General features: G+C 66.7%; 12 protein-coding genes. All 12 read right to left on the reverse strand.

The window, feature by feature from the left end:
* Positions 1 to 7 precede the first annotated feature (7 nt).
* On the reverse strand, positions 8 to 1,180 hold the full coding sequence (locus OHS03_RS15765) for a hydroxymethylglutaryl-CoA synthase (RefSeq protein ID WP_062983321.1): 1,173 nt from the start codon (positions 1,178 to 1,180) through the stop codon (positions 8 to 10).
* Positions 1,177 to 2,235 carry a hydroxymethylglutaryl-coenzyme A reductase family protein gene (locus OHS03_RS15770; protein ID WP_218019143.1) on the reverse strand — a complete coding sequence of 353 codons (1,059 nt, stop codon included), beginning with the start codon at positions 2,233 to 2,235 and terminating at the stop codon, positions 1,177 to 1,179. Before OHS03_RS15770 ends, OHS03_RS15765 begins: the two co-directional genes overlap by 4 nt.
* Positions 2,228 to 3,325, reverse strand: a complete 1,098-nt coding sequence (gene fni / locus OHS03_RS15775) for a type 2 isopentenyl-diphosphate Delta-isomerase (protein ID WP_328663585.1) — start codon at positions 3,323 to 3,325, stop codon at positions 2,228 to 2,230. The genes OHS03_RS15770 and fni overlap by 8 nt, the downstream gene beginning before the upstream one ends.
* Positions 3,322 to 4,404: a phosphomevalonate kinase gene (locus tag OHS03_RS15780; protein WP_328663587.1), complete on the reverse strand. Its 1,083-nt coding sequence runs from the start codon at positions 4,402 to 4,404 to the stop codon at positions 3,322 to 3,324. The genes fni and OHS03_RS15780 overlap by 4 nt, the downstream gene beginning before the upstream one ends.
* Positions 4,401 to 5,462, reverse strand: a complete 1,062-nt coding sequence (mvaD, locus tag OHS03_RS15785) for a diphosphomevalonate decarboxylase (protein ID WP_328663589.1) — start codon at positions 5,460 to 5,462, stop codon at positions 4,401 to 4,403. The genes OHS03_RS15780 and mvaD overlap by 4 nt, the downstream gene beginning before the upstream one ends.
* Complete coding sequence (mvk, locus tag OHS03_RS15790) at positions 5,459 to 6,505, reverse strand: mevalonate kinase (RefSeq protein ID WP_062983307.1); 1,047 nt, start codon at positions 6,503 to 6,505, stop codon at positions 5,459 to 5,461. The genes mvaD and mvk overlap by 4 nt, the downstream gene beginning before the upstream one ends.
* Before the next feature lie 36 nt (positions 6,506 to 6,541).
* Positions 6,542 to 7,339: a methyltransferase family protein gene (locus OHS03_RS15795; protein ID WP_328663591.1), complete on the reverse strand. Its 798-nt coding sequence runs from the start codon at positions 7,337 to 7,339 to the stop codon at positions 6,542 to 6,544.
* Positions 7,330 to 8,325 (reverse strand): fatty acid desaturase, encoded by a 996-nt coding sequence (locus OHS03_RS15800; protein WP_062983302.1) that lies wholly within the window; start codon positions 8,323 to 8,325, stop codon positions 7,330 to 7,332. Before OHS03_RS15800 ends, OHS03_RS15795 begins: the two co-directional genes overlap by 10 nt.
* Positions 8,326 to 8,375: 50 nt before the next feature.
* Positions 8,376 to 9,638, reverse strand: coding sequence for a hypothetical protein (locus OHS03_RS15805; protein WP_062983300.1), 1,263 nt, complete (start codon positions 9,636 to 9,638; stop codon positions 8,376 to 8,378).
* A complete protein-coding gene (locus tag OHS03_RS15810) occupies positions 9,635 to 10,684 on the reverse strand; it encodes a polyprenyl synthetase family protein (protein ID WP_255284468.1) in 1,050 nt (349 codons plus the stop codon). Before OHS03_RS15810 ends, OHS03_RS15805 begins: the two co-directional genes overlap by 4 nt.
* Positions 10,685 to 11,448: 764 nt before the next feature.
* A complete protein-coding gene (locus OHS03_RS15815) occupies positions 11,449 to 12,045 on the reverse strand; it encodes a hypothetical protein (RefSeq protein ID WP_062983297.1) in 597 nt (198 codons plus the stop codon).
* Between the two features lie 11 nt (positions 12,046 to 12,056).
* The gene (locus OHS03_RS15820) at positions 12,057 to 12,389 is read right to left on the reverse strand and encodes a hypothetical protein (RefSeq protein WP_328663594.1); all 333 of its coding nucleotides are present in this window, start codon (positions 12,387 to 12,389) and stop codon (positions 12,057 to 12,059) included.
* Between the last annotated feature and the right edge of the window lie 622 nt (positions 12,390 to 13,011).

Consider the following 13,011-nt stretch of genomic DNA (forward strand, 5'->3'; position numbering starts at 1 on the left):
GGCGACCTCAGCGGGATTCGTAGATGCGTTTGTGACCGGAGACGGCGGCGAGCCGGTACGGGCGGCGAGTCTCCTCGACCATGGCGTGGTAGGCGCCGTCGCTGGGCGAGGTGGCCTCGTGCAGGTCCCGGTAGCGCTCGTACCCGAGCAGCTCACGCGAGCTGATCGTCGCCAGGTTCGCCTCTGTCCGCAGGTGCGCGCGGTAGCCGGGCTGCACGGTGCCACTGAAGAATTCGGCGACGCTGCCCGACCCGTAGCTGATCATGGCCAGCGCCTTGTCGGTGAGGTCGTCGGCGTGGTCGAGCAGCGAGGCCAAGCCCAGATAGAGCGAGGCGGTGTAGCTGTTGCCGACCGTGCGGTTGTAGGTGGTCGTGGCGCCGATCGCGGCCTCGATGGCCTCGGCATCGGCGGTGTGGCCCTGGCTCTCGAGCAGGTGCCGGTGTGCCTTGTAGGCCATCTTGGTGAAGGGCTGGTGGTAGCAGAACGCGGCGAACTCACCGAGTTCACGACCGCCCTGGCGGCGGTAGTCGGTCCACGCCTCCTGGGCGGCCTTCTGGTAGGCGTTGACCGAGGTCTTGCCGTCCACGATGGCTTCGGTGCGGTAGTTCGGGCGCCAGAAGTCCATGATGTCGGCGCTGTAGAGCCCCGAGATCGGGTCGAGTGCCAGGATCGCCGGGTCCGCGGTGACCAGCATCGCGACGGCGGCGGCGCCCTGGGTCGGCTCACCCGGGGTGTCGAGTTCGTACTTGGCGATGTCGGCGGCGATGACCAGCACCCGCTGCGACGGGTCGCGGGCGATCAGGCCCGCCGCGAACTGCAGCCCGGCGGTGCCGCCGTAGCAGGCCTGCTTGAGCTCGACGACACGGGCGGCGTTGGGCAGCCCGATCAGCGAATGCAGGTACAGCGCGGCGGCTTTGGACTGGTCGACACCGGTCTCGGTAGCCAGCAGCACGGTGCGGATGTTGTCGGTGCCGTGCCGCTCCAGAATCGGCTTGGCGGCAGCCGCGGCGATGGTGACGATGTCCTCGTCGGCGGCGGCGACGCTCATCTTCTCCTGGCCGATGCCGAGGTAGAACTTGTCGCGATCCACGCCGAGTCGCTCGGCGAGGACGGCGTGATCGAGAGCGTAATGGGTGGTGGCGAACGAAAGGTCGTGGATACCGACCGGCGTAGTTGTCATCGTGAGATTCCGTTGCTCGTGGTGGACCGCTCGAATTGGGTATGGGCACGCATCAATTCACCGCGATTGGTCTGTGCCGCCATCAGCGACAGCTCCCCGCACAGCACGGTGGCCGCTCCGATCACCGCGAGGCGTCGGGCGTTCTCGCCGGGCTGCCGGTCTTCGCGGCAGCCGAGGCGTTCCAGGTTCTCGTCGACGAAACTCGCGTGCTTGCCGTTGCCGACCGTGCCCACGATCAGGTTGGGCAGGGTGCACGAGAAGTAGAGGTCGCCGTCGCGATCCTCGGCATGGGTGATGCCCTGGGATCCTTCGACGATATTGGCGGCGTCCTGACCGGTGGCCAGATAGAACGCGAGCAGCATGTTGGCGTAATGCGCGTTGGCGGAACGGATTCCACCCGCCAGCAGGGTGCCGATCAGGTTCTTGCGGATATTGAGCTGCACCACCTGCGCCGCGGTGGTGTGCAGCCGCTGCTCGACCACCTCGCGTGGGATGAGCAGTTCGGTGATCACGTTCTTACCGCGACCCAGGATGCCGTTGACCGCGGTGGCCTTCTTGTCGGTGCAATAGTTGCCCGAGATCGAGCCGTAGCGCACACCGGGCATGGTCGACAGGATGTGATCCATCAGGTGATCGCTGGCCAGGGTCGCCATGTTGTGGCCCGACGCGTCACCGGTGGTGAATTCGAAGCGCAGAAACAGTAGGTTGCCGGTGATCTGATGGTGCAGGTCGATGAGCCGGGCGAAACGACTACTGCCCGAGACCACCTCCTGGAGCTCGGCCATGCGGCCTTCTAACTGCTGGACCGTGGTGTAGGCGGTGTACGCGTCGTCGGCCTCCAACAGGATCGAGCGCGTCATCCGCTCGTCGATCAGCGTCGCGACGATGCCCTTCTCCGCCAGGGTGCTGATCCGCGCGCCGCGTCCGACCGAAGGCCACAGCGGGGTCTCGTAGGTGGCGAGAGGAACGTCGACGGCATCGTCGACGACATTTCCGGTAATGCGCACAGGTCCCACCCACTGCATCGGCACCGCCGCGTACGACATGTCATTCATGGGTGACTCCCTCTCGATGTTCGGATTCACGCCACCAGGGGCTCCGGTGGGCAAGTGCCGCGGCGTCGATACCGCGAAGTTGGCAGAAGCTCGCGACCTCGCCGGTGATGAGCAGGTCGGCGCCGACCAGATCCGCCGGCGTGCGGGCGCCGAGCACGGTGAGGATGGTGCGCAGTTGGTCGAGCCAGATCCCGATCTTGTCGACCAGGGCGGCGGTGTCGTGGCTCACCAGGGTTTCCAGGAACGCGCCCGCGACACCGGTCGCGTCGGCGCCCAACGCGAGTGCGCGCGCGATGTCCAGTGGCGAGCGGATGCCGCCGGACGCGGCGATATCGATGCCGGGGAGGTCGGCGCAGTCGAGCAGGCAGTTCGGGGTGGACTGGCCCCAGCTCTCGATGAACCCGAAGTCGCCGCCTACTCGCCGATCGTTCTCGATGCGCGCGAAATTGGTACCGCCGCGCCCACCCACGTCGGCCACGGCCACGCCCGCGTCGCGCAACCAGCTGACGGTCTGCCTGCTCAGTCCGAACCCGACTTCTTTGACGAAGACCGGCACGGCGGTAGCGGCGACGATTTCCTCGATCCGACGCGGCCACGACCCGAACGAGCGGTCACCCTCGGGCATGACCACTTCCTGCACGGCGTTGAGATGGATCTGCAACGCATCGGCTTCGAGGAGATCGACGGCGCTGCGCACCTGGTCGACGGTCGCGTTCGCATTCACATTGGCCATCACGAATCCGTGCGGATTCTCCTGCCGCAGCACGCGATAGGTGCCCGCGACCGACGGATCACGGAAGTAGGCGCTCATCGATCCGGAGGCGATCGGGATGCCGGTCTCGCGGGCGGCGATGGCGAGCTGGCGATTGATCTCGCCGGTCTTGGTACTGCCACCGGTCATCGCGTTGACGAACAGTGGTGTGGCCCACTGCTTTCCAGCGACGTCTACCGCGAGGGAGACCTCGTCGGCGTCGATGCCCGCGAGTGCGTGGTGAACGAAAGTGACGGAGTCGAAGTCACTGCTACCGGTGGCCTGGCGTTGGTGGTTCACCGCGTGGCGGACGTGGTCGTCCTTGCGATCGGCGATCATCGATGGTCCCCTTCGACTGGGTGGGTTCGCAGGGGCAGCGGACGGATTCCGGCGGTGATCCAACGGCCGGTGAGTTCGGCGATCGCGGCGGGACGGGTGCGCTCGATGAGCGCGATTCCGCAGTCCCCACCACCGGCACCCGAGGGTTTCGCGGCAGCGCCGACCGCGGCTCCCGCATCACACAACGCGTGCAGCCGAGGCGTCATGATGCCCAGGCCCGACATCGCGTCGAGGTCGACGAGCAGTGTTCGCGCGCTGTCGATTTCGAGGCGCACAGCCTGGGAGTCGTCGGCCTCGATGGCGGCGACGAGTCGTTCGACGCACTCGTTGCTGTGCGACCGGAAGGCGGTGCGGTCACCGTCGAGTCCGGCGACCAGGGCAGGCGTGGAGGCCGGGTTTCCGGTCCAGCCGACCTGCAGGGTGAGCTCGGTGGGGGTGGGCAGCGGGCGAACCGACAGGCCTGGCCACGGTGCGCGCAGGGTGGCCTCGACGCCGTCGCGGGCCAGTGACGCCGCCACCTGCGCGCGGTCCGGGGACCGGTAGGCGAGCCAGCCGCCCCAGGTGCTCACGGCGATGTCGCCGCCCGAGGCGCGGGGATTGACCGCGATGGTGGCGAGCATGGCCAACCGGTAGCGATCCATCGCATCGAGGCCGAGAGCGAAGTGTTGCCCGAGGGCGGCGACGGTGGCCACCGTGACGGCCGCGCTGGAACCCAAGCCGAACTTGCGACCGTCGGCGTCGCCGAGGTCGGCGGTGACGCTCAGGTGGAAAGACGATACGAGGATCGCACGCTCCACGAGCAGACGGTGCACTACCGAAGCCGCCGCGAAAACGTAGGAGAATTCCTCTGGCACCACAGCATCGGGAGTGGGTATCAACTCGTCACCGTGACGACGGCAGGACAGGGCGATCCCGCCGTCCAGATCCGAATACAGGGTGATGTCCTGGTCGGAATCCACTCCGGTCACCGTGGCGGTGGCATAACGATCGACCGCCGTGAGCACCGCGAGGTGTCCCGGCTCGACCACGGCGTATTCACCGGCGATGAAGAGCTTGCCGGGAGCGCGACAACTGGTCATCGATCACCACCCGTACCGGGCACCGTCAGGGATGCGCCGGGACCGATGTGCGCGGTCCGGGTGGTGACGAAGTCGCCGAGGCCGTCCAATACGGCGTCGACCCGTGGCGCGTCGGCACGGGTGCACAGCACTTTGACGTTCGGGCCCGCATCGATCGTGGCGTACGCCATGATCCCGTCGGCACGCAGTGCGAGCACCGCGTCGAGGATGGCGATCGAATGCGGTGACAGGTAACGGATTCCGGGCCGGGCGGTGAGCATGGTGGCGTGCATGCCGAGGGCATTGCGCTCGGCGATCTCCCCGATCGCGGGAAGATCCTGCCGCGCGACGGCCTTGCGCATCTCCGCCAGATCCAGCACCGACGATTCCGCCCATGGGCGATAGAACGGTGACGTGGCGGTGGTCTGCCGCATCGCGACACGGCTCGAGACCGCCTTCGCGCCCTGATTCACCACGGCGACCACCAGGGCCGGATCCAGCTCGTCGCCGCCGATGGGCTCCGCGTACGAACTCAGGTCCCCCGCTTCGCCCTCCCCCTCGCCGGCATGCCAGACGACGAATCCACCGAAGATCGAGCGCGAGGCGGAACCGGAACCGCGTCGGGCCAGTCGCGACAGGGCGCGCGGGTCGGCGTCGAGCGCGTAGGCGGCCGCCGCGGCGGTGGCCAGCGCCGCGAACCCGCTCGCCGAGGAGGCCAGACCGGCGCCGGTCGGCCCGGCGTTGGCGGTGACCACCATCGCACGGTCGTCACGATTTGCCTTGGCCCGCACCAGATCCAGGAACGATTCGATGCGGACGCGTGCGGCGCCGGTCGCCGTGACACCGTTGAACTCGACGACATCGGCCGGTCCGTCGATCAGCCGCACCGAGGTGGTGGTCGGGAAGATGTCGAGGGTCATCGACAGGCTGCCCGTGACGGGCAGGAACAGCTCTTCGTCCCGCTTACCCCAGTACTTCACCAGGGCGATATTCGGATACGCGACCGCGACAGCCTCGGCGGACGGCCCGGTCACGGCGCCACGTTCGGTAGCCGCGGGTGATGCGGGAGTGAAAGTCATGGGTTGGCACCGTGTTCCGATGTCGAGGCGGATAGGGACTGCGCGCCGGACCGCAGGCTGCGGGTGGGGACCGTCCAGGTCTGTACCGCGCCCGCGCGGCGCAATGCGGCGCTGACGGTGCGGGCGTCACCGGTCTCGGTGAGCGCGAGGACACAGCCGCCGAGGCCGGCGCCGGTGAGTTTGGCGCCGTACGCGCCCGCGTCGAGCGCCGCGGCGACGAGGGTATCGATGTGCGGAGTGCTGACGCCGAGTTCGGCGAGCAGGTCCTGGAAGTCGAGCATCACTCGCCCCAGCGAGTCGGCGTGCCCGGCCGAGAGGTCTGCCGCGGCACCGCTGATCAGCTCGTCCGCCCTCGCCAGGAGTCGGCGTGCGGAGCACGGATCGCGCTCGAGCGTGCGGCGTACTCCCCCGACCGCGTGCTGAGTGGACCCGGGCACCCCGGTATCGGCGATCACCAGGGCGGCGTCGAGACCGATGTCGAGCGCGGTAGCGGTTCCTTCGTGGAACCGGATCGGGCCGTCGGCCAGCACCGCGCTCGCGTCGATACCGCTGGCCCTGCCGTGCGCGACCTGTTCACCGCACTGCACGAGTTCGTAGAGCGTGACGGAATCGACGGTCCGGCCGTGCAGGTCGGCGACCGCGCGCACCGCCGCACCCGCGCAGGCCGCACTCGATCCGAGCCCACGAGCGAGTGGAATATCGCACTCCATCACCACATGGGCGATGTGACCGGTCAGGCCCCAGCGCCGCAACGCCTCCTCGACCGCGACGCGCGGACCGGACAGCGAGTTCTCCACGGCGTTCGGGTTGCCTGCGACGAACCCGAAATGTCCTTCGGGAACCTCGATGACAGAACCCGGCGTGCCGGGACGCGCGATCGCCCGCACCGACAGGGTCGGCAGCGGGAACGCGATGGCGGGCGTGCCGTGTACCACGGTGTGCTCGCCCAGCAGGATCGCCTTGGCGTGGGCCCGACCCACGCCACGGACCGGGCCGGTCGCTGTGGAGCTGTGTTCAGTACGTTCTCGAACGGGACTGTTCACGACGATTCCTCTCCAGACTCGGCCCGGCCGTGCCGGTTACCGAGACGATCGGCCGAAAATGGCGCGCACGGACGGGAAGAACGCGGGTACCTGCGCGGCGTAGGCACGATAGGACGCACCGAACCGAGCAATGAGATCGCGCTCCTCGAGGTAGGTTCCGAGCAGGATGTACCCGGTCAGCCCGAGAGCCCACACCAGATGCCCGACGGTGAACTCACTGGCGAACCAGAACGACACCAGCAATCCGGTCATCAGCGGATGACGAACCAGTTTGTAGACGCCGTTCACCTGCAGGCGGTCGACCGTCGCGTCCGGTACCTGGATCACGTACTGGCGGTAGGCCTGGCTGATGCCGAGCAGGTGAAAGTGGTTCAGCAACAGGGTAGCCGCGTAGACCAGCACGAAACCGATCCAGAATCCGGTGTCGAGTGCCACCCCGACCGCACCGTCGGCCGACCACAGCACCTGCGGCACCGGCTGCCACGCCAGCATGATCACCCACATCACCAGGCACACGCCGATGATGTAGACGGTCCGCTCGAGCGCCTCGGGCACCCAGCGGGTGATGAAGGCCTTGAACGAGGGCCGAGCCATCCCCGAGTGCTGCAGCGCGAACAGCGCGAGCAGCACGAGGTCGATCGCGATCGCCGAAACCGTGGACAGGTGCGGTCCCTTGTCCACCGTCTTCGGCAACCACCAGCCGCCGGCGAACAGCAGCATCAACGGCACCGTGATTCCGGCGACACCGTAGACGGCGAAGGAGAACAGGAACGGGACGAGCCGCGAGGGGGTTTTCACCACGCCCCGAACCTGTTGCGGTGTCATCAGATCCATGCGAACCACGGCAGGAAACGCGAACGAACGGTGCCCGCCTCCAAACGCGTCTCCAGACGCGCCTTCCACTTGTTGCCGTAGCCCTCGTTGAGGAAGCCGCCGGGCACGACCAGACGCCAACCCGACTGCGCCACCATCCAATACGGCACGATGACGCCGGGGTTCACGTCGCGCATGTAGTCGAGCTTGTCGGGGATCTGGCTCCAGTGGATGCCGGGGTAGCGGTGGTGCACGCTGTGGTAGCCCTGGTTGAAGATCAGGAAGTTGAGGATGTTGCCCGCGTTGTTCAGCGAGGTGCTCGGCTCATCGGTGAATCCACGCGCAGGAGCGTGGCTCAGCCAGGCGAAGTAGCCTGCGTTGACCTGGGTGATGAGGAACGGCACCCAGTAGAAGAGCACGAACTTCTCGAAGCCCGCGACGTACCAGACCGAACCGATCACGACCGCGTACACGGCCAGGTCGAAGATGAACTGGTGGCGCGTCTTCCGGCGACGCGGCGCCGGGTTCGCGGCGAAAACCGTACGCACCGTGTGGATCTTGACGACCATGCCGTAGCGGACCCAGTACCAGAGGGCACCGATGCCCTTGTCCAGACCGGTGGTCGCGGTGACATCACCCGGGCCGTCGTTGAACCGGTGATGGTTGAGGACATGCACCTCGCGCATCTCGGCCGCGGTCAGGTTGCCGGGCAGGCAGCACAGGATGTCGACCACCCGATTGGGGAACTTGGACACGAACAGCGGGCGATGGGTGTGCATGTGCATCACGCCGATGGTCAGCGAGAGGTTCAGCAGCGAGAGCACGATGATCAGTGGCACCGCGAGGTACCAGGCCGAGGTGCCTGGAATGAACAGCGCGGCCGAGGTCATGCCCATCCACAACGCGATGTGGAGCAGCGGGCCGACGTTGGATGCGTGCTCGAGTTTGAACACGCGCCGGCTGAACGGCGGTTTCTCTGTGGGCGCGACGGGCGTTCCGGTGCTCATAGGAGAGCTCCTTCGCTAGTAGTGACGATCATCGAGGAGGTGTTCCTCGATTACTGGTGGCTGCTGTTGTCGAGAGCGGCGAGCTGCAGCCGTGTGGCCAGCGCCCGGATCGCGTCGGGTTCGTGGTTCGGTACCCGCTCCATGGCACCGAAGGCGAGGTGATCGGCGATCATCATGGTGCGGATCGCCGAATCGGAGAGTTCGCCGGTCAAGCGACCTTCGGGCAGCGTGTGTACCAGCGCGAAGGTGGTGTCGACGATCAGCGGCATCAACGAGGTTTCCGTCGAGGCGAGGTCGCCCGCACCGAGCACCTGCGACGCCGAAGCCGAGCCGGTGGTGAAATCCGGTGAGGCATCCAGCATTTGATGGATCGCGGCGTCGCCGCTGCGGCGTACCCGCTCGAGCATCTTCGTCCAGTACACCGGTGAGGCGGCGGCCAGCGCGGCCGCGGCGACCGGGCGCCGGAAGGCAGGCGGCGCGTCGACGGCACGGCACAGGAATGCCGAGGTCGTGATCGTCATGTACGCCATCGCCGCTCGCGCGCCCACACTCGGCGTGCCGGGACCGAGCTTGGCCAGTAGCGCGAAGCCGCCGAGGGCGGGGGTGAGCTGGCGCAGCATCACCATCCGCGTGAGTTCGTCGCGGTCGGCGGCGCCGTAGATCGCGAGCTCGTTGTCGCGCAGGTCGTTGGCCGACTGGGCGATCACGGCGACGCAGCCGGTGAGCTCGCGCAGATCCGCTTCGGGCAGCACATCTTCGGCGACCAGGGCGCACGCGTAGTGGGTGATCCGGCCGAGCACGCCCTCGCTGTAGGCGACGCGGGTCAGCGGTGCGTCGATATTGCGGGCCATCACCCGGCCGACATCGGTGAGCACGTGGCCGACACGCTCACGGCCACGCTCGGACAATGCCGTGAGCAGTGCCCTGATGTCGGCGATGCGCTCGGCGAGTACCCGGTCGACGGCTTCGCTGTCGCGGATCTCGCCCTCGAGCGCGGGTAGCGGCGTCGGGAGGGTGTCGCTGACACCGTTGAGGTAATCCGCCGCCGCCAGCACGGCACCGCTGGCCACCGCACGGTCGCTGAGGTCTTCGAAAGCGTCGAGCACGCGACAGGCGAGCAGCGCGGCGGTGGCTTCGTCGCGCAACGTCGCGGGCAGCAGGGTGACGGCGATACCGAGGTTGCGCCCCGCCGGGATCAGGGCGAGCGCGGCCAGCTCCCGCGGTGTCCGCGCGGCTCGCAGTGCAGCCAGATCCGGTGCGCGACGCAGGTGCCGCAGGCCGCGGATCAGGAGGGGAAGGCGTGGTGTGTTCATCGGGATATCACCTGCTCGAGGAGCTCGCGCAGGTCGTCGCGCGCGAGGGAAGGCGGGAAGACGTCGAGGGCGCGGGTGGCCTTCTCGGTGGCGTCCATCGCGACCAGGCGGGCGGCTTTGGTCGCACCGCTCTCGACCAGGTCTTCTTGCAGGGTCGCGCTGGAAATCTCCGCGTCCAGCCACATTTCACGGGCTCCGGGTCGCGTGCCGAGCCATTCGATGACTGGCCAGGTCGGCACGCGGCGTTCGAGGTCACCGCCCGCGTCCTTGCCCAGGCCTGGTCCGCCCTCGATGTCGCGGACGTCGTCCATGATCTGGAAGGCGAGCGCGAGCTGGTCGGCGTACTCCATCAGGGCGTGCAGCCGATCGAGATCGACTCCGCCCGCGGTGCCGCCGTAGGCGCAGGACAGCCGGAACAGGGTGCCGGTCTTGGCCCCGGCCACGAGTTCGTAGTGACGGCGCAGCGCGAGCTCGTCGATCGAGGGCGGCAGGGTCTCGATGAGCTGGCCGTAGGACAGGTCGGAGAGCCGATCCGCGTAGGTGATGCCGGGTGCCTCACCGACCCGCGCGAAGGCCTCCGGATTGTCGGTGAGCACCCGCGCGACCACCTGCATCGCGGCGCCTGCCAGGTGAAACCCGGCCCGCGCGCTGGTGCGGACACCGAACGCGGCGGGCACCGACGGCGCGTCACGGCGCAGCAGCGAGCCGTCGCAGATGTCGTCGTGGACCAGCGAGGATTCGTGCAGCATCTCCATCGCGCAGGCGAGGTCGACGGCGTCGCGCAGCGGGGCCGCGGTATCGATGGCATCGGGCAGCAAGCCGGCGCAGGCCAGGACGAGCCGTGCCCGCACGCGTTTGCCGGGCGCGGCCAGGATGTGGGTGTAGATCGCGTCGAAGTCTTCACCGGTGATGAGCAGTTCCCGCAGCCGTTCGGTGACGAGCGCCAGTTGCTCGGCCGGTCCGGCCGGCCTTGGCATGACCACCACTCGGTCGCCTGAGTGCTGGTCACCGGAGTGTTGTGCTGCGGGTAGCGCGGGATTATCCATAGCGCTGAGCTCCTTTGGTGTGATCACGATGCGGAGAGGTTCCCCGGCGACTGCCGGACACGGGTTTACGGACATTTCCGGTGGGGCAGTCGTAGGGAGTCACCTCTCGCAGCCGACGGGGTCGAGCGTCCCGTTCGCTGGCTACCGACGGGTAGTTTTGTGGAGGAAGCTCGAGATGTCAAGCATTCCAACATGTTCCAGGTTTGGATTCGACAATTGTCCTGTACCACAATGGTTTACAAGATTCATGGGTGGGCAACACAGCAGTTGTGGACTGCCGACGTTTACCCCTGTGCGGCGTAATCGCCTGCACGACAAAGGCTTCCGCGTCGTCGCGGGGCATCCTGGCACGAACTCATGGCTCGCCGGGCACCCGAAGGCGAGACACCTCGGGATCGACCGGCTCGCGGTCGCTTCGGAGCCACAACGTCAATGTTGTTGATACACAGCAGATTCAGACCAGATTGACACGAACTGTCAGGTCGTCAACAGCTCCGGCGACGGGGGCAGCTCTGCCTGAACCATACAATCCGAAGTGCCTTCCCGCGAGCCGAGAAGCGATCGGGATGCGACTCGCCGCACGCACGACGATCCGAACTCACGGCGGCTGTCACATTGAAATACGCTGCAGCACTGTTAGTTTCGCTAGCAACGCACCAGGACGCGGAGGCATCGAAGCGAAAAGGCGCGAAAGCCGGCAGTCCGTCACCGACCACACGTAGGATCAGACACCGCGTGTCGCTCGGTCACGCAACTGGAACGGGTCAGCGGGCGGCGGTACTGCCGAGGTTGCCGAGGACCAGTTGGTCCGGCATCGGGTGGTCCACGAGCGGAGCCGTGGAACGAGCCGGGGGGCGCATGATCGTGCAGCGACGAGCCAGCAGAGTGCCGCAGGTTTTGACGGCGGTGGTGATCATGTCTTCGGCCAGGGGAAGGTCGTCTTCGCGGTAGGCGAACACCGAGAAGCGCACCGTGTGCTGATCGTTGAGCGGGTCGGCCTGCTGAACCGCTTCGGCGGGGCAGCTCGACAGGAGCATGACCGCGGCGGCGAGGTCGGCGCAGGGATCACCGCCGACCAGCGAACCCGAGGCGAAGGCGGCGAACAGCGTGCGCAGGCACGGCTGTTCCGGCCGTTGCTGGGAGTCCTGGATCTGCGACCAACGGCGCAGGGCCGGGTGATCGGCGATATCGGGTCTGCCCTGCCAGCGCCGACGGGCGCAGCCGAGCAGGCGGGCGGCGGTCGAGTCCCACAGGTCGGGCGACTCGATCCGGGCGACGATGCGCAGGCGGCGGCATTCGTTCGCAGCGGTGGCTGCGGGCGGTTCGATGAGCGGCGTCGCCGCTTGTCGTTGCGTCTGCATGTGTCGACCTCCTACCGCGCGAGAGAAGAACCGAACGAGTGCTGCCGCGCGGCGGCGGCGGAACCGCGCTGCCACGCGAGGCGGAATGCCCACACCGAAGCCAGTGCCGACATGACGACGACGGTCGCGATGGCCCCGAAGAGCACCCCGCCGGACCAGCCGACACCGTTACTTCGCGCGATCAACGCCAACGCGAGAATCGGCCCCGCCGTGATGAATACGGGAATCAGCAAGATCAACCCGAGAGTCACCAGACCCGACGGCGTCATCGCTGTTTTCGCTGCGGAGAAATCACGTCGGGAGATCATGGTGTGCGGCCCCGACGGCTGCGTGACTGTAGCCATTTCCGCCCTCTCCGTTACCTGAATGGAACCCAGCGAAACTCTCGAGCCCCAAACGTACAGCCCCTATCCGGCATTGCGCGTACATCGTCATGAAACAGTGATAACTCAAAACTGAACCCGATCGAATCATCCGACATACGCCCAGTTCAGACACCATTTTTTGGATAGCTTTCGATTTGCTACAGTCAGATTTCATTCAGATCGGGTAACAATTTCGGAGAACGATTGCGCACCCTCACCGCCTCATCGAGCAGGTCGAATCCCATCGAGAATGAACTCGACAAACGCACGGCTCCTCGACGAGGCCGTTGCCGCCGATAAGTAGCCGGTAATACAACTGCGCAGAGAACAGTTCGACTATCTCCCTGATCGAAATATCATTGCGCAATTACCCAGAGAATCCGGGTATTTCGAGTCTTGAGAATGGAATACCTTGCCGCCCATCATATTCGCGAGTCCTGATCACCGGACGCCTCCGACCACACGAACACCACCTCGGTGCGATGACGCAGTTGGGGCAGACGATGTACGGGCAGATGTGCAGGAAGGCTGACAAGCCCGGACAAGACGAGAGCCCCGGCATCGCCGGGGCTCTTTCCACTTTCACTGTATAGCGCATGTG

This window comes from Nocardia salmonicida, assembly GCF_036142455.1.
In the GTDB taxonomy this organism is placed as follows: Bacteria; Actinomycetota; Actinomycetes; order Mycobacteriales; family Mycobacteriaceae; genus Nocardia; species Nocardia salmonicida.